19 protein-coding genes are annotated in these 21,053 nt (G+C 47.9%); 17 read left to right on the forward strand and 2 right to left on the reverse strand.

The window, feature by feature from the left end; translation table 11 throughout:
• The first annotated feature begins 11 nt into the window (after positions 1 to 11).
• The 17 genes from NL510_RS11655 (at position 12) to NL510_RS11735 (ending at position 17,274) form a co-directional block, all read left to right on the forward strand.
• Positions 12 to 413 carry an InvB/SpaK family type III secretion system chaperone gene (locus NL510_RS11655; protein ID WP_253376765.1) on the forward strand — a complete coding sequence of 134 codons (402 nt, stop codon included), beginning with the start codon at positions 12 to 14 and terminating at the stop codon, positions 411 to 413.
• Positions 413 to 1,705, forward strand: coding sequence for a type III secretion system ATPase SctN (gene sctN / locus NL510_RS11660; RefSeq protein ID WP_253376767.1), 1,293 nt, complete (start codon positions 413 to 415; stop codon positions 1,703 to 1,705). Before NL510_RS11655 ends, sctN begins: the two co-directional genes overlap by 1 nt.
• Positions 1,695 to 2,141 carry a SpaM family type III secretion system protein gene (locus tag NL510_RS11665; protein ID WP_253376769.1) on the forward strand — a complete coding sequence of 149 codons (447 nt, stop codon included), beginning with the start codon at positions 1,695 to 1,697 and terminating at the stop codon, positions 2,139 to 2,141. Before sctN ends, NL510_RS11665 begins: the two co-directional genes overlap by 11 nt.
• Positions 2,129 to 3,163 (forward strand): SpaN/EivJ family type III secretion system needle length determinant, encoded by a 1,035-nt coding sequence (locus NL510_RS11670; RefSeq protein ID WP_253376771.1) that lies wholly within the window; start codon positions 2,129 to 2,131, stop codon positions 3,161 to 3,163. The genes NL510_RS11665 and NL510_RS11670 overlap by 13 nt, the downstream gene beginning before the upstream one ends.
• Positions 3,160 to 4,086, forward strand: coding sequence for a FliM/FliN family flagellar motor switch protein (locus tag NL510_RS11675; RefSeq protein WP_253376773.1), 927 nt, complete (start codon positions 3,160 to 3,162; stop codon positions 4,084 to 4,086). Before NL510_RS11670 ends, NL510_RS11675 begins: the two co-directional genes overlap by 4 nt.
• Positions 4,079 to 4,735, forward strand: a complete 657-nt coding sequence (locus NL510_RS11680; protein ID WP_253384879.1) for an EscR/YscR/HrcR family type III secretion system export apparatus protein — start codon at positions 4,079 to 4,081, stop codon at positions 4,733 to 4,735. The genes NL510_RS11675 and NL510_RS11680 overlap by 8 nt, the downstream gene beginning before the upstream one ends.
• Before the next feature lie 7 nt (positions 4,736 to 4,742).
• Positions 4,743 to 5,000: an EscS/YscS/HrcS family type III secretion system export apparatus protein gene (locus NL510_RS11685; protein ID WP_253376776.1), complete on the forward strand. Its 258-nt coding sequence runs from the start codon at positions 4,743 to 4,745 to the stop codon at positions 4,998 to 5,000.
• A 5-nt stretch (positions 5,001 to 5,005) separates the two neighbouring features.
• Entirely contained in the window at positions 5,006 to 5,761 is a 756-nt protein-coding gene (gene sctT, locus NL510_RS11690; RefSeq protein ID WP_253376777.1) for a type III secretion system export apparatus subunit SctT, read from the forward strand.
• A gap of 40 nt (positions 5,762 to 5,801) precedes the next feature.
• Positions 5,802 to 6,929 (forward strand): EscU/YscU/HrcU family type III secretion system export apparatus switch protein, encoded by a 1,128-nt coding sequence (locus tag NL510_RS11695; protein WP_253376785.1) that lies wholly within the window; start codon positions 5,802 to 5,804, stop codon positions 6,927 to 6,929.
• Positions 6,930 to 7,014: 85 nt separating this feature from the next.
• Positions 7,015 to 7,509, forward strand: coding sequence for a type III secretion system translocator chaperone SicA (sicA, locus tag NL510_RS11700; protein WP_253376787.1), 495 nt, complete (start codon positions 7,015 to 7,017; stop codon positions 7,507 to 7,509).
• A 32-nt stretch (positions 7,510 to 7,541) separates the two neighbouring features.
• Complete coding sequence (sctE, locus tag NL510_RS11705) at positions 7,542 to 9,467, forward strand: type III secretion system translocon subunit SseC family protein (RefSeq protein ID WP_253376789.1); 1,926 nt, start codon at positions 7,542 to 7,544, stop codon at positions 9,465 to 9,467.
• Between the two features lie 19 nt (positions 9,468 to 9,486).
• Positions 9,487 to 10,557 carry a hypothetical protein gene (locus NL510_RS11710; protein WP_253376791.1) on the forward strand — a complete coding sequence of 357 codons (1,071 nt, stop codon included), beginning with the start codon at positions 9,487 to 9,489 and terminating at the stop codon, positions 10,555 to 10,557.
• Between the two features lie 50 nt (positions 10,558 to 10,607).
• The gene (locus NL510_RS11715) at positions 10,608 to 11,780 is read left to right on the forward strand and encodes an IpaD/SipD/SspD family type III secretion system needle tip protein (RefSeq protein WP_253376793.1); all 1,173 of its coding nucleotides are present in this window, start codon (positions 10,608 to 10,610) and stop codon (positions 11,778 to 11,780) included.
• Between the two features lie 9 nt (positions 11,781 to 11,789).
• Complete coding sequence (locus tag NL510_RS11720; RefSeq protein ID WP_253376795.1) at positions 11,790 to 13,787, forward strand: hypothetical protein; 1,998 nt, start codon at positions 11,790 to 11,792, stop codon at positions 13,785 to 13,787.
• A 254-nt stretch (positions 13,788 to 14,041) separates the two neighbouring features.
• Entirely contained in the window at positions 14,042 to 15,082 is a 1,041-nt protein-coding gene (pstS, locus tag NL510_RS11725) for a phosphate ABC transporter substrate-binding protein PstS (protein ID WP_253376797.1), read from the forward strand.
• 498 nt (positions 15,083 to 15,580) lie between these two features.
• Complete coding sequence (locus tag NL510_RS11730) at positions 15,581 to 16,384, forward strand: winged helix-turn-helix domain-containing protein (protein ID WP_253376807.1); 804 nt, start codon at positions 15,581 to 15,583, stop codon at positions 16,382 to 16,384.
• Positions 16,385 to 16,429: 45 nt separating this feature from the next.
• A protein-coding gene (locus NL510_RS11735; protein WP_253376809.1) for an IS5 family transposase occupies positions 16,430 to 17,274 on the forward strand; the annotation gives its coding sequence in 2 pieces (ribosomal slippage) (positions 16,430 to 16,775 and positions 16,775 to 17,274; 846 coding nt in all).
• An 80-nt stretch (positions 17,275 to 17,354) separates the two neighbouring features.
• Here the strand turns inward: NL510_RS11735 and NL510_RS11740 are convergent.
• Both NL510_RS11740 and NL510_RS11745 read right to left on the reverse strand, forming a co-directional pair.
• Entirely contained in the window at positions 17,355 to 17,996 is a 642-nt protein-coding gene (locus tag NL510_RS11740) for a two component system response regulator (protein ID WP_253376811.1), read from the reverse strand.
• Positions 17,997 to 18,007: 11 nt separating this feature from the next.
• Positions 18,008 to 20,773: a two component system sensor kinase gene (locus tag NL510_RS11745; RefSeq protein ID WP_253376813.1), complete on the reverse strand. Its 2,766-nt coding sequence runs from the start codon at positions 20,771 to 20,773 to the stop codon at positions 18,008 to 18,010.
• Positions 20,774 to 21,053 lie beyond the last annotated feature (280 nt).

A 21,053-nucleotide genomic window follows, 5' to 3' on the forward strand; every position in this document is an offset into this window, starting at 1 on the left:
AGTGAGGTTTTATGAATATCGATATCGCCGCAGTGCTCCGTCAGTCTTTACTTCTCTCAGGGGTGAATGAAAAATTACTTGAAGATTTCGATGGTCACTCCACCATCTCCCTCGATTTTGAAGATGACGTCAGCATTTGTATTGACGTTATTGATGAGGATGTCTGGATCTGGAATGGTGTGGCCGATGAGAACGCTAATTTAGTGTCACAGCGGGGCGCACTGCTGCTGGAAAAATTAATGCAGGGTTGTGCGTTTGCCCGGGGTGGGCAACTGATGCTATCAACTCAGGATGGTGAAATTGTCCTGAAGGGCATGATCCATCCGGAATTCCTGCAAAGCCCGGAACGCTTCATTGAGGCGCTTAACGAATTTTACGCGTCCGTGAAGGACATGCGTAAGAGTTTGCAGTAATGAACCGCGCGTCGCTATTACGTTATCAGGCGCATCCGCGCGTTATATCGGGCTCACTTGTTGAGGCCGTCCTAAATGGCTGTGTGATTGGCGAAATTTGCGAAATCAGACGCAGCTGGAGGGACAATACCGTCGTCGCGCGCGCGCAAGTCATTGGCTTTTCGCACGACAGCACGCTTCTGAGCCTGATTGGCACGGCTCAGGGGCTGTCGCGAGAGGCGGTTATCAGCCCCACCGGATGTGTATTGTCTATTCCCGTTTCTAAAGATCTGCTGGGTTGCGTCATTGACCCTTCCGGTGAAATTACGGAGCGCATAGCCGGGAACGGTACAGGCGGAGTGGGCGAAATGCGTGTGGTAAATGCATCACCGCCAAACTATCGCGAGCGCCAGGGGATCCACGCGCCGTTCATCACCGGGATCCGCGCCATAGACGGCTTAATTACCTGCGGCATTGGGCAGCGACTGGGCATTTTTGCCTCGGCGGGCTGTGGGAAAACGACGCTGATGCAAATGCTTATTGAGCAAAGTGATGCCGATGTTTTCGTCGTTGCCCTGATTGGCGAGCGTGGGCGAGAGGTGACTGAATTCGTTGAATCCCTGAAAAAGTCAAAGCGTAGCGACAACTGTATTCTGGTCTATGCGACGTCTGATTACTCTTCTGTCGATCGCTGTAATGCCGCGCTTGTCGCGTCAACCATCGCAGAGTTTTTCCGTGATCAAGGGAAAAATGTTGTGCTGGTCCTGGATTCCATCACCCGCTATGCACGCGCCCTGCGCGACGTAGCCCTGGCCGCAGGAGAACCGCCAGCGCGGCGCGGGTATCCTGCGTCAGTATTTGAGGCTTTACCCAGAGTACTGGAGCGGCCCGGGTCGACCCAGCGTGGAAGCATTACGGCGTTCTATACCATACTGCTGGAAAACGATGACGACCCCGATCCGATAGCCGAGGAGATTCGCTCTATTCTCGATGGACACATTTATCTGAGTCGGCAACTGGCTGCTAAAAATCATTACCCGGCCATTGATATTTTACGCAGCCTGAGTCGTGTCGCCAGTGAAGTTTGTGAAAAGGAGCATCTGGCATGCGCCGGAGAAATACGACGGATCATGGCAAAAATTGAAGAACTACAAATTTTTGTTGACCTTGGTGAATATAAATCTGGCGAGGATGAACAAAACGACCGGGCCATGTTTAAAAAGGAGGATATTTTCAACTGGCTTAGCCAGCCAGTCAGCGACCATTCTGACTTTACAACAACGTTAAGGGAGATGGAAAGGCTTGCAACATAAAATAAAACGTTTGATTCAACATTGTAATACCAAGCTTCAACATAACCAAAACGTACTTATTTCTCATGAGCGGGAACTTCGCATTAGTAAAGAGATGGTGGATGAACTTACAAATCGAATTCTAACGCTGAAACAACTTTGCATGAGTTTATGTAAGTCAGGAGAATTTAGTCGCAGCGAGCTTTTATCACTTCAGCGACGCCGGGCTACTCTTCTCAGAAAAATAGCCGAAACCGAGATAATGCTTTCGCAAAAAAAATCTGAGAGCGAAATGTGTGAAGTTCGCAAGGGTGAAACGCTTGCTGCCAGGAAGAATTTATTAAACAAAATGGATAAGTATGAACACCTGCATGACATTGAACGTAAGAAATTACGCCTCTTCCGGCAGGAGGCAGAAGAAAAAGAAATAGAGGAGAGAATATCGTGGCAAAGGTAACTAACACATCACCAATTTTCGTCGCGAAAATTACCGAAGGGTTAAGCTCTTTAGATAGCAGAGTGAAAGCGCAGAAGAAAAAATTGGCCGAAATGGATACGAGTGGGATGCTGAATGCTCACGCCGGACATGCCGTTATCAGCCAAACCTCTGTGCCACTGCCGATCAAGTGGGGGGGCGGATTGTCTCTTACTCCGGATAAAAACCCATCCGGCGCATACCGCAGTGAAGCGCTAACGAGCCAACTGCTGACGGCAAAACCGTGGGGCGAACAACCGGCCGCCAATGCACTCCAGCACGCGGGGCGCAACACAGCCAGCGTAGCCCATGTTAATAAGGGGATGATGCCGGCGGAAAATATCGGCCACTATCCACCACACTCGATGGAGAAAGCGGGGCGCGAGCAACAGATCCTCACTGGATTAAACCGTGCAGTACACATCACCGCGAGCGCTGGCATGCCGGGGAATTATCCAGAACGCGCCGGGCGTGAACTTGCCGTACCGGGCGCACTGTCGTCCGACAAAAAAGCCAGCATGGAAACAGCGGTAAATACTCTGGACGAAAAAAACTATCGTGGTGAATCTAAACTGAAGAGCCATGAAACGAAGCCTGTTAATCAGGAAAAAGTGCCTGAAACCCGGATGGCCGCGCCTGCAGACCTCACCGCGGCATCGCGCATGCCCGATATGAAAATGCCGCAGCCCGAAGCAACCAGACCGGCCCTTGCTCAGCAGCAATACTTTGCGCAGGTGAAAAGCAACGCAGCAAACACCAGCAGCGCCCATAACCTGCAGTACAACTTTTCTCAATGGGGCAGCGATCATCATGTCGCGATCTCAATGGCGAATCCGGGAAGCACCAGCACTTTCCATCCCTCGGATACTGTCGTGCACCAGAGGATGACGGCTAACCAGTGGGATGATAAGGCACAGCAAAATCGCTGGACCATGTCTGATGCTGACGAGCAGGGTGGCGCTCAGGATCAATCTTCTCATCAGCGTGATGAGGGTGAATCGTGATCGGTAAACATATTCCCGCCTTTAGTTATGCCGCCCAGGCAAACGGCCTGCTGCGTGAGCATTGGCAGAAAAATGGTTATGCATGCCGGGAATCTATTGTGCCCGACAGTGAAACATCCGTGCTGTTCACCACGGACAGCGGCTGGACAGGAATTATAGATGTGCTGGACTGGTTTGCCGCCGTGATGCCAGAAAGTGCTGGTTTGTGCCAGCATTTCTTCAGCCCAGAGCGCATCAGAGAGCTTCTGGCGCATAGCGATGCGCCTCTCCAGGGCCTGCCGCCGGAACTTGCCTGTCAGAAATTGGTGGCGTTGCAAACTGAATTTGCCGCACCGAAAGAAAAAGTAAACACCCTGATAACCCCGACCGGGCCACTCTGGTTAGTCTCCGTACCTGATGCGTTGACGCCCGATAACCGACAGGGCGAATTTCAGGCTGACCATTTGCCTGTCGCTGTCGAATATCACATTGGTTATAGCCAGCTTTCCGTGACGTTGCTAAAGCATATTGAGGCTGGTGATGTTTTATTTATGCGTCATGAAGACTGGCGGGTCGTTATTGCCAACCGTCGTATCTGCCGTTTCAAAAAAGAGGAAAATACGTTTATGTTTGAAGAATATGATGAAACTACGCCTGAAGAATTCACTTCTGAAATTGCAGAGACTCGTGAAGATATTCTGCTTCCTCGCGGCCAGATACCTGTAAAGGTGGATTTTATTCTGCAACACAGCACATTAACGGTTGAAGAACTGGAGGCCCTTTTTAAAGGCTCAGTTTTACCCTGCAATCCTGGGGCTGAGAATAATATTATACTCTCTGCGAATGGCGTTCATATTGCACGTGGAAGAGCCGTCTGGATTGATGATCGCTTTGCTGTCGAAATAGAGCAAATTTTTGCAAGGGGACAATATGCCACTGGGTAATGATATTTCGCTGATTGCGGTCTTAGCATTTTCTACTTTACTGCCATTTCTCATCGCGTGCGGAACCTGTTATATAAAGTTTTCGATCGTATTTGTTATGGTGCGAAATGCTTTAGGTTTGCAACAAATTCCTTCGAATATGACGCTGAATGGCATCGCCTTGATTATGTCTTTCTTTGTCATGATGCCAGTTATGAAAAAAGGCTACGAGGAAATCACCCTCGTGGGAGGGCCGAATCCTACCGTTGAGTCCGTCGCCTATGTTTTTGAAAATGGTCTGGATAGCTACAGAGATTATCTCTACAAATATTCAGACCCAGATATTGTACGATTCTTTGAGAATGCACAGACACAAAGAAATGAGTATTACGATATGGAAGAGGAGGAGAGAATGTCGCTTTTATCTCTGCTCCCGGCCTATGCGTTGAGTGAAATTAAGAGTGCATTTAAAATTGGCTTCTACCTGTATTTGCCCTTTGTTGTTATCGACTTACTGATCTCCAGCATACTGCTCTCCCTGGGGATGATGATGATGAGTCCGATAACCATTTCGGTGCCCATAAAACTGATACTGTTTGTCGTGCTTGACGGCTGGACACTGTTGTCCAAGGGGCTAATTCAGCAATATCTGGAACTGGCGATAGGATAGCAATGATATGGAAGCGATAACCTTTGCAGGAAATAAAGCGTTATACCTCATCCTTATGCTGTCTGTTTTACCGATTGCGGTGGCAACCGTTATTGGTCTGGTGGTGGGATTATTTCAGACAGTTATGCAGTTACAGGAACAGACTTTGCCATTTGGCCTAAAGCTGCTTGGCGTAGCCCTGTGTTTATTTTTAGTCTCAGGCTGGTATAGCAACATCCTGTTAGGCTTTGCGCGCGAAGTTATAGCAATGGCGCTTTCGGGGTAATATCAATGCAATTAGACCTGTATCTCCAGCTGCAACAGTACTTTATGCATATGGCCCTGGCCTCTGCCAGGATCATGCCGTGCTTTATGCTACTGCCATTCTTCACCAACAATGTTTTGTCTGGCACCCTGCGTTTGCCCGTCGCGATGCTGGTAGGACTGGCTCTTTGGCCAGCGGAACATCCGGTGATTGAAGATGGAGGGTACAGTTTTCTGGTCATGGTCATCACCAAGGAGGCCATCATTGGGTTAATTATCGCCTGTTTTATTAGCCTCCCTTTTTGGGTATTACATGCCGTCGGGAGTATGATTGATAACCAGCGTGGTGCAACGCTGAGTAGCAGTATCGACCCGATCAGTGGCGTTGATACCTCGGAGCTCGCGAATTTTCTAAACCTTTTCTCCGCCGTTCTGGTTTTACAAAATGGCGGTCTCGTGGTGATGATGGAGGTATTTCAACACAGTTATCAGCTCTGGCAACCGTTAACGCTGGATGTCCCTGGTATACATAATATTCTGACATTTCTCGGCATAGTGGTATCCAGAGCGCTGGTGATCGCCAGTCCGGTTATTATTGTTTTTCTTTTAAGCGAGCTCCTCCTGGGCATGCTGGCGCGATTTTCTCCGCAGCTAAATTCATTTTCATTAGCACTGACGGTGAAGAGCCTTATCGGATTCCTGTTACTTCTTTTATATTTCACACCGGTATTTCCGTATAAAATTATTGAAATGATGTTTTATCCAGTCTTTCAGGAAGTATGAACAGTTAACTGACATCTTATGTATGCAAAGGTAGGGAATTATGGCGGGTAACAAAACTGAGAAACCGACTCAGAAGAAAATTAAAGACTCTGCAAAAAAAGGCAAGTCCTTTAAAAGCCGCGACCTTATCGTAACCTGCATGATTCTGGCGGGCGTTGAGTATATTGTTCGTTTTATCCGAATCGATGAACTGATGTTTTTGTGGCAAATGATCATTGACAGTAATTTCACACTGAATCTTCATGACTACGCCCGCGTTGTTTTTCTAACCGGTGGAAAGATCTTTCTTCCATTTTTGCTGCTGTGTATATGTGCCTCTGCATTGCCCTCGCTTTTACAGACCGGTTTTGTCATGGCAGGAAAAGCGCTAAAGTTAAATTTTGATGCTTTAAATCCGGTCAATGGTATAAAAAAGATTTTCAGCCTGAGAACCGCGAAAGACTTTGTTAAAGCCTGTCTTTTTTTATCAGCCTTCGTCTGGTCAGGCTGGTACTTCTGGAATGCCAATAAGGTTATAATATTCTCACAGACAAATGGAACTCCTCTACAAATAATAATGCTTTGGGGTGGACTGTTCCGATCGTTGGTCCTCACCTGTCTGGTTTGTGTCATTGTTATTTTAGTGGTAGATGCGCTTGTTGAGTATTTCTTGCACATTAAAGATTTGAAAATGGATAAACAGGAAGTCAAGCGCGAATATAAAGATCAGGAAGGGGACCCGGAAATTAAATCCAGGCGCAAAGGGCTTCATGCGGAGCTCCTGTCAGAGCAGGTTAAGTCAGATGTAAAAAATTCAAAAGTTATCATAGTGAATCCAACCCATGTTGCCGTTGGTATTTACTTCAATCCGGATGTTGTTGGGCTACCCTTTATTTCCGTACTGGAAACAAATCAACGGGCCTTAGCGGTTCGTCGGTACGCCGAAAAGTCAGGCGTGCCGGTATTTGAAAATGTTGCGCTGGCTCGCCGTATCCTTAAAACGCATCGCCGTTATTCCTTTATCAACATGGATGAAATCGATGAAGTGATCAAAATTATTATCTGGCTTGAGCAGGTTGAAAATGCATGGATGCACGAGCAGCAAAGCCATGACATCGAACCGCACGAATCTGACCAAGTATCATCAACGATTACTCAGGAGAATGATGAAAAACCACGTGATGACTAAATGAGCGTTATTTATATGAACCTGGTTATATACCTTGCTTAAATGTGAGCATGGAATGAGCCAATTTAATGAATATGAGGACCTTATGACTGATAAACCAGTAGCGATGACCCAGGAAGAGTTAGAGACTCTCATCTCCACTACACTTTCTACAGGTGCAACGTTAAAAGAAATTTATGATATTCCAGATGGTACCATGGAGGATATCTATTCACATGCTTATGAGTATTACACCCAGGGACGTCTGGATGAAGCGGAAAGCTTTTTTAATTTCCTCTGCATGTACGATCTGAAGAATCCGGATTATTTTATTGGTTTGGGTGCCGTACATCAGCTAAAGAAGAACTACCATAAGGCCTGTGATCTCTATTCTCTGGCGTATATGATGGCTGAGAATAATTTCTCGCCAGTATTTTTCTCCGGGCAATGTCAGCTTCTTAATGGCGACCTTGCTAAAGCAATTCAATGCTTCAGGATTGTCTCTAAACGTTGTGATGATCCCGTTCTGGTAAAAAAAGCCAACACCTATCTGGAGACAATTAAAAAACATCGCCAGAGTCAACCGAAAATGGTCACGTAAATCAATGTCAGCTTTTACCTTGAGGGATTAACATGAACACCATTGATAGAACCAGTACATTTATATCCGGAAATGTACCCTCTCATTCTAGTGAGAAGATCTTAACACCAACCCAGGCTATGCCTGCCACCACCTCTGAAAAGCTGGACAATCAGAGTCAAGATGCTATCTCACGACAGTTGGGCAACCTCCCTGAAAGTGAATTAGCGCTGTTTTCTGACTCGCCGACCTTGCGTACGCCTGAGCGCGCGTTAAATAATTCGGGAAAACTGCTTTTGTTTATGGCCAGCCTAAAGCAAAACTTAAGTGAAATGGGTATCAATGAGCTCTCGACACGGCTGGCTATTTTCCAGTCGCAAAGTGATGCCAGAATTAGTCAGGCGAAGGAGGATGCCGCCAGACTGGATGGGCTAGGTGAAGAGTGGAATGAGTTAAACGGTGAAGTAGAAGGTCTGCAAAAGGCTCATACTGCTGCCAATAACAAAGTTGATTCCGCGCAGAAAAAATATGATTCCGCATTGCAGCATTTAAACACGCTGCTTGGTGAGATGGAGGCTGATGCCGAAGAAGGCCCGGAGATTCTCGCCGCCCGACAAGCCGTGGCCGACGCTGAGGACCAACTGAATACAGCCAAAAGCACGCTGGCGGATGTCAGTAAAACGCTGGATCAAAAGGTGAGTTTATTAAGTAGCAAAACTTTGCATCTTAATTCCCTGACCGAGGAGTTTAACCGCAAGTATAGCGATGTGTTGGTTTCGCAGCCCACCATCAACCAGGGTGCGCAACAGCGTTCGGAAGATGCACTGACCAGAAGCGGAATTTTAATTAAGTTACTCGCGGAGTTCATTGCGCAAATTGGCGAAAATTCTACTGACAAACTCAAGAATGATTTAGCCCTGCATCGGATACAGATGGAAGCGCGTCAGAAAGAGATGCAACGAAAGTCTGACGAGTATGAAGAGCAGGTCCGCAAAGCGGAAGAAGCGCAGAAAATGGCGTCATGTATCGGCAAAGTGTTGGGAGGCCTGGCTATTGCCTTTGGTGCATTAACTACTCTATTCGGCGGCGCCGGCCTGGGTTTGATGGCGGTGGGGATCGGTTTGATGGTCGCGGACCCGATTCTGGAAGCCCTGACGGGTCAATCGCTGACGGGCATGATTATGAATCCATTGATGGAGCATGTACTGATGCCCTTGATGGAAGCCATTGGCGGCATTGTTGCCACAATTTTTGACAAGACGCCACTGGGATTGCTGCTGAAGGCCATTGATAACGCCACTGGTGCCAATATGATGGGGATCATCCATACGGTGGTGACTGCTGCTGTTGTGATTGCCGCCATTGTCGCGCTTGCCTTTGTTGCCAAAAACTTTGCGCAGGCGGCAATCAACAAAATGTCTCAGGCAATGAGCAGCGCTGTCGTCCAGGCAGTCAAAAAAGCCATTGTTGAAGCTATACAAAAAATGGTGCCGCAGGTTGTCCGAAATGCAACCCGGCAAGGGGCTGCCGCAGCGAACAGACTCTTGCAAAGTACGACCCAGCAAATATCCAGAACCAGTAGCAGAATTGCGGAGAATGTTAATAACGTTTCAGATGCGATGAATAATAGCCTGATGAAAGCATTTCGCGTAAATAACCCTGACCAACTGAAAACGTTGATGGCACAGACGCTTAATTATGTTCGGATGGCGCAAACCGGCGTGCAAACGGCTAACCCTCTTATTCAGGGAGGGATGAATATTAATATCGCGACAATCCAAAGGGACGCGATGAAATTACTCTCTGAATTCACGATTTCTCGCGCCGAACTGGAAATGCTCAGACGTGGAGTGGAGAAATCACTTGCACTGTTTGAAAGAGAACAGCAGCTGGCGCAAGGCTTAATGCGCCAGATGAGTGACGTGCTGCAAAGTAATCAAACCACGGGTAATCATATTTTACGTAATATGCACGCCTGATTAAAAGAGAGGTATCGATATGGAAATAAAAGTAGCTGTACGTAATTTTACGCCCCCCCTTGCTGATGCGCAGCTGGATCGGGGTTTAATTAAGAATGGCGAGCATAAGCAGGCAGCAAAAACGGATGAGGCCAACGCCGCAAGCCAACGCGTAATTAGCGGTCAGGCTAACCAGAAAGCGGTTCCCGCGAACGTGGAACATGTCGTTCCTGAAATTCGTGTGCCGAGTAAGAAAGCCGGTGACGATACTGCGTCTGCACATCTGGCGTCGGTGCTGGGTAATTTTTCCACCAATGTGGGGAATCCAGCGGATAAGGCCAAAGCGACTGAGCAGAAGTCCGGTTTCAACATTATTGACAGTAGCCAGTCATTTTCTGCCCGGTTTAGCAGTGCGGCAGCGGAGGTTGCGCGTGCGCTCCAGACCCTTCGTCGCTCCGAGGCTGCCCAGGCACAGAATGAGACCAACATGAGTTATAAACAAGCCCAGTTGAGCGCGGCAAAAAATAATGAAGCTGCGCAGAAGATTGTACAGCGTGCGGCGACCAGTTTCGGCGTCACTGCGCTGGCGTCTGGCGCGGGGCTGGCAACGCAAATTAAAGGGTTGAACCATTCGAATAAGGCACACCAGACGTTCGGTAAAGAGATGAATAGCCTCAAAGCGCACGGCAACGAATTAAGTAGCGCCAGCGCGGCCAAACGAGTCAGAAGTGGCAGCGATACGGCGGAGACCCAGCTGCTGCAACGCCAGCCTGATGCGTTATTCGCCGATAGTGCTACCCGCAAACTGCAGAATGATGTGCAACAAAACATGGCCTCTAAAACGCAGGCAATGGGTCAGTTTGGCACACAAAACGCGGCTGCGCTCGGCAACATGGCAGGTGCGCCGACGGAGATTTCGCAAGCTGAGCTGACTAATCAGGCACGTCTTGCTGATACCAGCAAAGGTGTCTATGAGCAAACATCTGCTCAGAAACAGAAACAGTCCGACGCCGCACTAGAGATGGCGCGACAGATTGCCCAACTGGCGTACGAGATGGTCGCCAGCAAAAATCAGGCTGCGTCATCCGTTATCTCCAATATTCGCTCATAACGTAAATGCTATTCCCTCGCAAGAGGGAATATTTAAATGAGGAAATGATTATGGCCGTTTTATCAGGTGCCCGTCCGGAAAACTACCAGGCTTCACTGAAGCTCCTTCATACGCCCCCACCCCGGGAGGCTGAAACCGCTCTCGGCGGTGACATTCGCGAAGATGCGTCAACTGAAAGCACCAAGCAAGAGCGTATGAATACGCTAAGGCAACGTGCTGCACAGCACGGACAGGCTGGTCCGTTAAAGACATTCTCGAAAGATAATGCATTATCCTCTCAACCGCTCGATCATGCCGTAAGGCAAGCGGCCGGGAGCATTGAAAGCAAATTTAGCGCACACCGTGAAGATTTAAGCGCGCTATCGGAAAAGCTTGAATATTTTCTGGAACGCCACGCTCAGCGACACCCCCCTAAAACGGATTCCGCGAAAGAGATGATGGCCTGGTGCAGGGGAATGGCAGATAAACATGCTGCGAGGACGCTTCTGGAGGTCAGCATTCAGAATTCCCCGCTCATAGAAGATGAAGCAAGCGCGCCGGTTGCCTCGCGTTCTGTCGCGGAATATAGCGCGCTACAGCCGGCGACATTTACCTCCGGCTCCTCCGGTCCACTGTCGAGTGCTCAAATCTGCCAGAACGTTGCTGATGCTATTGCAGATATGAACAAAAACTATCTCGAAGTGTTTCAGGATGCCGTTGAGTTATACGCCAGCTTTTTCAGCGACTTCTCGGACCTGATGGGTGAGCTTTATAAATTTATTTCTGCAAATGACGATCGAACCGTCCTCGATGTGCGCGGTTTCGCCAATGCGTTAGATCAATTTCTGGCTAAATATCCCGTTAATCCCCCGAATGCAAACACTACGCTGTTTAGCGGGACGAAAGAGGAGTGTGAAGCATGGGCTCAGCAATTTGGTCTGGATGCCAGCAAAAGCGTTAAACAGGTAAATGGGCGTTATGTGGTGGTTATCGATACATCGTCTGTGCAAAATATCAGGAATTCTCTTAATAATTTAGACAGCCCTTCGCAGGAGTTTAACGTTGCACAATGGCAGGCGTGGCTTGCCAATGTTGATATGCAAAAAGAGAGTGTAAATAGCAATATGCAGACACTGACGCAAAAATATGCCAATGCTAGCTCAACGTTCGACAATCTGGTTAAAGTGCTAAGCAGTACCATCAGTAGCTTGCTGGACACGGATAAATCGTTTTTTAATATTTAAGGAGGGACTATGGGAGAGATAAATAACGTAAGGTCAATGCCAGTCATGTCTTATCCTGCGACGGCAGGCCCTTCAGCTCATTCACGTTCCGTTGGCGGACGTGTACAACGGGTGAGTAATTCCACCGCCAAACTGGCCACGGGGAGAACAAAAAAAACGAATTCTGACGATGTTATGGATAAAATCAAAGTGACTCTCCAGAGCGCACCGAGGGCCGGGGGCAGATCATCCTCTGGTACTGGATCTGAAGGTGGAAATCATGCGTCCTCCCGTCAGGCTTTTAATCAAATTCCATCGGGGGAAGCGTTTCGCCATACCACTGCTGAAGCGGCAGTGCAATTTGCCTATGCAGACAATCCCACCGTTCTGAGCGTTATTGAGAGTAACGCAGCTGCGCGGGCAACGATTGAATCCATTGCGATGCTCTATATGCAGGCAAAAGAGAGCCTTGTCGAAGGCGAAGCGGGAGAGCAACAGACAGTAAAGCTTGCGCAGCTCGAAAGCATAATGCAAAAAATCTCGTTATTTATTGCCAAAGATGGCGCGGGCGAAAAATCAGTACTCGGTGAGGGGACTGAGGTTAATATCGAAAAATTTAATCAGTTTAAAGCGCTCAAAAATCAGTTGGCACTCTTCACAGAACGAACCGCCGGAACCAGCTTTAACAAAGGGGTATCTCAGGCGGTTGCCGATCATCTCCGTGATATACCCAATCTTGACGCAACGCGTATCGAGGCATTTTTCCGCGACCCTGCGAAATATGAGTTGAATGCGATGATTGAAACCAATAGCGGCACCCACAATGCCGATGCCTTTACCCGCTTCCAACAGCGCTTTGGGCTGGAAACAACCCTCCTCGATCTGCTGAAATATGACGATCAAGCAGGGCCGACGCCCACCGCCTCTGCGGACACTGCGCCACCGCAGGCAGAGAACAGAAACAGTGGCGGAAATACCTATCATATTGTGAATAATTTTTACGATAGTCACGATCGTGTAGATAGCCATAATGTCACGTTAACCTACGCACCTCAGCTATCGTCAACGTTCACCGCGCCAGCGTCCTCCGTGCCGCAAAATGACACCAGGAATACTGCGCCGGGTAACGAGACAGGTGGTGGTCCCCGTGACGTAAACGCACAATCCGATGCGACAACCGCCCTGCATTCACAGCAACAGTCGACGCTCATGGCGCCGCCTGGCGGCGCGAGCCAGGCAAACCTCGTCAAGGAGGCCGCTGCTCCTTTGGTGACGGTACACTCTCCGGAACTGAAGAAACCTTCTGAAATAGTTATGACGCCGACAGCGTCAAGAACAGCACCGCCTAAAATCCAGCCTGACGCGCCATCTGTTCGTGGTTTTGTACCAACGGCAGCAAGCTTCTCTGGTCTGCCGCGTTCAGGTCAAGCGGGGCTCTATTCCTCAACTACATTCAAAGGGAGCGCAGGCTCAGCAACGTATCTCGGTGAATTTAACGGGCCAACAAACAAACAGGATGCCACCCTGCGCAACCTGTTTCAGAATATGTTCCCTGATAGCCCGGTTCAGTCACAACCACAACGCGCATCGTCATCGGCTCCGGCCCCCGATGCACTAACCTCTAACGAAGCTACCAGGGAAAATCTCACGCGTAACAGTACGCCGATAAACAACACGCGCTCCTCTGGCATGGGTCGGACCATGCAGCAAGTTTTGACAGCCGACACGGCTACCAGGCTGGCTTCCGCAACGAGCAGTGTAGACAGTTTACGGCCTATAAAGAGCAGTTTTTCAGGGCAGGGCTCTTATCTTGATTCCAGTCGGAAAATGATGGTGGGATCAACCGGGTCAGCGACGCACTTAGGTTATTTTGACGGGCCTACGCACCGGCAAAACGTAACAAAACAAGTGCACGCAAAACCGCAGAAACCACAGGTTAACCACGTGGTTAGAGATAATAACCAAAGCGAGAACCGAGAGGCAGTTAAGAGCGCGGCGCGCCCAAATGCGAAGCCAGAAGGGGTGTAAAGCATCGACAATGATATAAACGCTCCCGTAATACGCTTTGCTGCACCCATCTAACGGCAACAAGCGGGTTTACGGGAGACCAGGCACGTAGCTCCGGGATAAATTAATTTACTGCAGTTCACAGGGACAGCTATCTGGCGCGCGGCAATTTTAAAAAAATGTCATATAATGTAGAGGTTAACGCAATAACGCAGGAAATGTATCAGAGTGGGTGCAGAATCCTTTTACCCTGAATCCGTGGACGGGAGTGGAACATGACAATCATACGCAATGCCTTTACCCGCAACGCCGCTGTCATTCTCTCTCTCTTTATTGCTCCCGCTTACGCTGTCAATAGCTTGACAGGTGCGGGCGGTACGTTCCCGGCACCCATTTATGCGAAATGGGCTGATGAATATCGCAAAGCAAGCGGTACCAGAGTAAATTACCAGGGCATTGGTTCCTCGGGCGGCCTCAGGCAAATAAATGCCGGAACTATCGATTTCGCGGGCACTGATATTCCTTTAAAAGACGAAGACCTGGACGCAATGCAGCTTTTTCAGTTCCCTGCGGTTATCGGTGGCGTTGTGCTAGCCGTTAATATCCCGGGTATCGCTTCCGGAGAGTTAATTCTTAGTGGACCGGTGCTGGGAGATATTTATCTGGGCAACATCAAAAGATGGAATGATCCGGCTATCGCGAGGCTAAATCCGGCGCGTAAATTGCCAAATATTCCTGTGGCAGTTATTCGTCGCGCTGACGGCGCCGGAACCACCTATGTCTTTACCCGCTATTTGTCAAAAGTTAATCCTGAATGGGAAAAGAGGGTGGGCACTGGCGCCACCGTTAACTGGCCGACCGGCATGGGCGGGAAGGGGAACAGTGGCGTTGCTGCATTTGTACAGCGTGTGCGTGGCGCCATTGGCTTCGTCGAATACACTTACGCAAAGCCCGATAATATGGCCTACAGCAGAATGATCAATGCCGACGGAAAAGTGGTGAGTCCAAATGAAGCAGCATTTAGCGCTGCAGGCAACGGTGCGGACTGGAGCAAAACGTTCGCTGTGGATCTCACTAACCAGAAAGGGGTAGATGCGTGGCCAATAACAGCTGCAACATTTATTTTACTTCATAAGCAACAGAAAAATGCGGCCAGAGGAAGCGGCGTACTTCACTTTTTTGACTGGTCATTCAACAACGGTCAGCGGCTGGCCCTGGCACTGGATTATGCGATGTTGCCTGATTCGGTTCTTAACAAGATTCGGACCGCCTGGAATAAAAACATCACAGACAGCAATGGCAAGGCGCTTTACTGAGAGGTATATCTGGCAATAACCTAAATTTATTTCCTGTGTGACTACCCTTCTTTTCTACATCCAACTTAACATCTCATGCACATTCATTGGCTGTTTATTTCAAACAACATATTCAATGTAAAAAACTGTAATTATCAGATTAAGAATTGAGTAAAGCGCCACCTCGTTTAGCCGATGTTTATAATACCTGTTTTATGGTTAATTTGAATCATGAAAAAAGTAGCTTAGTGGTATGGGCAACATATCGCTATAGACTATTAGCCTTAATTTACTAAGGAGGCAGAATACTATCGTGATACCAAAAAGCCTTAATCTGGCTAGCATCTTATCATTTGATGTCTGAAACAAAATGTTTTGGATTTGTTAATTTTACTTTAAATCCATTCAGTGCAAAAGATATAAAAATAAAAGGCGGGAATTATCCACTACTTATCGGTAGCGCAGGGCGTAAAGCTAGAAAACCCCCCTGCACGTCTTCACTTACATAAGGATACATATATGGAATATAAATTCGAAAACTATCTTCTCCGGGATGGTTATGCTCTCTTATGTGCTGGTAAAGATATTTCTCTGCCGCCGAAAGAACTGGCTGTTTTATCATTACTAGTGAGAAATGCTGGTGAGATGGTTACTAAAGATCAGCTGATAGAGGAGGTCTGGCACGGGGGAATAGTCTCGGATGAGTCTCTGACGCGTTGTATTTATGCGTTGCGGCGCTATCTGGGCGAAGGCAAAAACACCCGCTATATCGATACAGTTTATGGTAAAGGTTATCGGTTTACCGCGGAGGTTGAGATTGTTGAAAGTGCGTCGCGAAGAAGTAAAGAACCTGAAGCGGGATGTAAAATCGCACTTTTTCCCTTCGAGATGGCAGATATGATGGCATCAAGATCGCTTCATGATTATCTGCTCAATCGCCTCTTTTTCTTAAAGATGGTTTCGGATACGCCGCTGGAAATCATCTCATCGTTAGCAACGCGACATTGCTATGATCATAGCAGCAGTATGCAATTGATAAACAGGATGAAAGTTGACTATTACATCTCTGGCATTGAAATCAGTGGTCATACCGGTACGTTAATCAGCCTGGAGCTGGTGAGAGCAGAAGATCACGCGATTTTGCAGCGTAAAGATATTCAATTTAAGAAAGCTTGCCCTGAAGAATACTGGCTTCAGTGCCAATATATCTATGAAATTCTATCAGATATACACCCTGATGTTAGAGAGATGCCGCGTTGTCAATCAGAATTCAACAAGCTATTCCATCGGGAGTATGCATCGAGATTAGGCTGTGTCCCTTAATCGTTTGAGCTATAGTAACTGTCTGTTTCCACAACATATTGAACTATGGCTCGCTACGACCTTCCTGATGAAGCATGGATTATCATCCAGCCTTTATTGCCTGCTGAACCCGTATCTCCACGGGCCGGACGCCCATGGGCTGAGCATCGTAAAATTATCAACGGTATGTTCTGGGTGTTGTGTTCCGGGGCTCCGTGGCGTGATTTACCTGAACGATATGGACCATGGAAAACGGTTTATAACCGCTTTAACCGGTGGTCAAAATCAGGTGTTATTAACATTATTTTCAACAGGTTGCTTTCGCTACTTGATGCCAGCAATCTTGTTGACTGGTCTGCTACGGCGCTGGATGGCAGCAATATCCGGGCGTTGAAATGTGCTGCCGGGGCTCAAAAAAACATCCCGATATCGCCGGAGATAATGGGCTGGGTCGCTCTCGCGGTGGTTTTGGCACCAAAATCCATCTGGCGACAGACGGAAACGGTCTTCCGTTAAACATAGTGCTGAGTCCCGGACAGGCTCACGAAAGCCAGTTCGCGCAACGTCTTCTCGACGGTATTGGTGTTCAGCGCCAGAACGGCAGCATGAAACGCCGTGGCCATGCGGTACTGGCCGACAAAGCGTACTCCGGGCATGCGTTACGCAACGAACTGAAAAGCAAAGGTATAAAAGCAGTCATTCCCCGAAAATCAAATGAGAAAATGGCATTGGATGGGCGTTCACAGCTCGATCGTAATGCGTACCGCAATCGCAACGTTGTTGAGCGATGTTTTGGTCGCCTGAAAGAATACCGTCGCATAGCGACGCGTTACGACAAAACGGCGAGAAATTATCTGGCGATGGTGAAGCTGGGCTGCATCCGGCTCTTTTATCAACGACTATATAATTAAGGGACACAGCCTAATCTGAGCTATCACCCTTTATGATAAAGAGGCTTGCTTAATGATGAATAACAAGCCTCTTTATATCTTTACATCCAGGTTATTAATCCGAGGCGCTGTGCGCAATTCATCAATTCGGTAACCTTATGGACATTTAACTTGCGCATGATGTTGAGACGATGTGTTTCAACCGTCTTGATGCTAATATGGAGTTGTTCACCAATAAGAGCGTTGGTATTTCCTTCGATAATGAGCTTAAGCACCTGTCGTTCTCTGGCTGTAAGTATGGGCCGCGTGTCATCTTTTTCACTTAGGGCTTTATCGATAGCATCGCGATTCAGCGTTGGGTCGATAAAAGGCTGATTCACCGCCAGCATTTGCAATGCGCTTAATATCGTTTGCTGGCTACTGCTCTTCAAAACATAACCATCAGCACCTGCGCGCAGAGCGCGAACTGCCATAAATTCTTCGTTATGAGCGCTGTAGATAAGAATGCGCATTTCAGGCCAGCGTCGGCGTAATTGAGGGATTAACTCCATTCCATTGATACCGGGTAATCCGAGGTCCAGAATAATAATGTTAGGTTCACTGGCAATACAGGCGTTATAGACGTCACGTCCATCAACAGTATGGCCGCTTATTTCGAAGCGAGGGTAGGGAGCCAGGAGAGTGGAAATACCATGTACGATCAGTTCATGATCATCCACTATCAGAATTTTGTGGTTGGTCATTATCATTACTCTTACTTAAAATGAGTGGGGGCGGACGATGTAATGGCTTCCATCGCTTGCTTTAACATTTGCTTCATTTGTTCTATCTGTTTTTTCTGTATACACTCTCCCTTTCGTATTGAATTTTCCAGTTCTGCAGCATATTTCTCTAGCGATTCCAGACCCGCCTGGCCGAGACAGCCTTTCATTTTATGCATTAATTCACCGGCGAGCGTTGAGTTGTTGCTAATGGTTTCTAACTCTTGCAACTGGTTCATCACCGATGACATGACTTTGTCTCTTATATCCTCATGTGTCAGGGTTAAGAGCGGCTGGCTAAGCGCCGGGTCTTGCGCCCTCAGAGCAATATTTCTGGAAAGCTGAAACTCGGTTGCCAGACTTATCGCATTGGCTAAGTGTCCAAGCCTCACGGGCTTGGTCATATAATGTGCAAATCCTGCTGCCTTACAGCGAATTTTTTCATCCCCACTGGCATTGGCTGATAACGCAATAATCATGCATTCGGGATCGATTATCTCGCCATCTTCCCGCCACAGTTTTGCACAGGAAACACCGTCCATTTCTGGCATACGGATATCCATAAGCACCATATCGTAGGCTTGTGCGCGACCTGCCTGTAACGCTTGCTGACCACCTTCAGCAAGATCGACATCCTGTCCGAGAGTGGCAAGCATCATGCTAATGATCTCCCGGTTAGTCGCCGCGTCGTCAACCAATAGAATACGTAAGCGCCACGGTTGCACAGGCACCCGGGTTTCCTCTCCTGGCTGTTGGTCCCCCTGGCTTTTCCTGATGGTTTCATAGAGCAGACCCGGCAGGAAACAGAGTTCTGCCCCATTGAGTAAGCCATTGCCAATGCCAGTAAGCGGTGTAATTCCCCATGCGGTTAACTGCGTATGCAGATGCACAGGAGCTTCTAATGTCGCTGCAAAAAAAGGAATGTCGTTATCGTACTGCTGACTGAAAGGCAGCTCTAAAGAGGCGCATGTCCCGTGACCAGGTTCGCTTTCCAATATCAACCTACCGCCCATCATCGCGGCAAGATTGCAGGCAATTGTTAAGCCCAGCCCTGTTCCTTGCGTCGTACCCTGTCCCTGATAAAAAGGTTTAAAAACAGATTGCTGGTCATCTGGGTGTATTCCCTTACCGCTGTCGCTTACGGAATAGATGATTTTTTCCTGCGCCGCATTAACGTTTAATCTGATACATCCGCTGTCGGTAAATTTCAGCGCATTGCCAAGCAGATTGACTAAAACCTGCCGCAGACGAACGCCGTCAATATCCAGCTTAAGCGGGACGCCAGGCCCGACGAACGTAGATAGCTTGATGCCTTTCTTCTGACTGGGCCCCTGAATCGTCTGCATCGCCTGATCGAGAAGAGGCAGAAGAGATGTTGAACTTATATGAAGCGACATATTCCCTGACTCAATACGTGAAAAGTCCAGCAGGTTATTGATTATGTCCAGCAGCGAAGAAGTACATTGGGTTGCTGTTTCAATCAAATGCCGCTGATGGGCATCAACGGAGGTGCTACTCAGCAATTCCATTGCGCCAAGGGAACCGTTCAACGGGGTGCGCAATTCATGGCTGATAGTCGTTAAATGCTCGCTCTTGCGCCGGTTTGCTCTTTCAGCGTTCTGCTTAGCAATCATCAATTCCTGGGTACGTTCAGCGACCCTGGATTCAAGCACGTTATACTGATCGTGCAGGGAATCGAGCAGTAAATTATAAGCTCGAGCAATTTCTCCTAGCTCATCGTTGCGATCGGCGGGTAACCTCACTGTCAAAGACTGCGGTCCGGTGTTGTGAATGGTGTGGATAAAATCCCTGAGCGGACGCGCCAGGTTGAGATGAAGAAACCAAAATAACATGGTCGCCAATAACAGCAGAGATCCTAATGCGATCGGCATACGTGCGAGAGCCTGCTGAAAAGCCTGTTTAAGGATATTCTCTTCCGGATAGAGAATAAGCTGCTGCCAGCCAGGCCCTTCCAGTTGCCTGCGAAATACTCGATACCCCGGTATTTCATTCCATCCATCCTGCAGGTTATTCAGGTGTGACAAGATTTTATCAGGCAGCAGAGGAGAAAATGGAAGCTGATGGTTATGACTATCCAGCCATACGTTAAAATCGTGGTTGGCGATAGGGTCATTGTAATACAGCATATTATCCAGCCTCAGTACCAGGCCCGGTAAGACACCGTCTGCATCGCAGGATGCCACCGGTATCACCCAGCCCTTACCGGGAATATACTCGGTATCTCCCCAGATCACCCCTCTGTCGCAAGACAGACTCATCAGACTATGCAAATTTTTCTTACGAAAATTCATAAAATCCTCAGTTGAATCGGCCGAGGTCAGCAAGGATACGCCAAATTTTGGATTGATAATAAAACTGTCGAGATAGTACGTTTGCTCGACGCTGCCGTACATTTGCAGAAATGCAACGTCTGAATCTTTATGTTGCTGCGTGTCATTCGCCGCCGAAAAAGGGAAATAGCAACTCGTTCTCGGATCGGTTATTTGTCGCGAAAATGGAATGTGGCTATTTGTAATGTAATATTTTGCCAGAGTTTTGACATCACGCTCTGCGCCTGCAAAACGATGATTATTCAATTTCACACGTAATGTTGCTAATCTTTCAATACGCGAGTAAAATTCTTTTTGTTGTTCCCGGTTGAATAGATAAGTTGAAATTGTGATGTAGATAAACCATACCGCAAAGAGGCTTCCTGATATACATAGTATCAACTTCATTACCAACGATTTTCCATTCATTACAACCCCCAAAATCAGACATCGGCATGCTTATTATCTGGTAGTGCGCGATGTGGTGTAGCGACTGGTTATGAGCAAACAATACCCAAATAAACCATGCTGCACATAGTAAGAATCGCTCATTTCAGTAATACGCACTGCCAATTCCCTTATAAAAAAATACATGCCCCTAACTCACCAGCGAGTCAGTTAAATCCAGAGAGGTACGGATTTGATGAGGGGCTGAACTTTATCGTTATACTCTCACCAATAATTCATCAGCAAGCATCACATTCCAATC

The sequence above is a fragment of the unidentified bacterial endosymbiont genome, from assembly GCF_918797525.1.
GTDB lineage: Bacteria > Pseudomonadota > Gammaproteobacteria > Enterobacterales > Enterobacteriaceae > Enterobacter.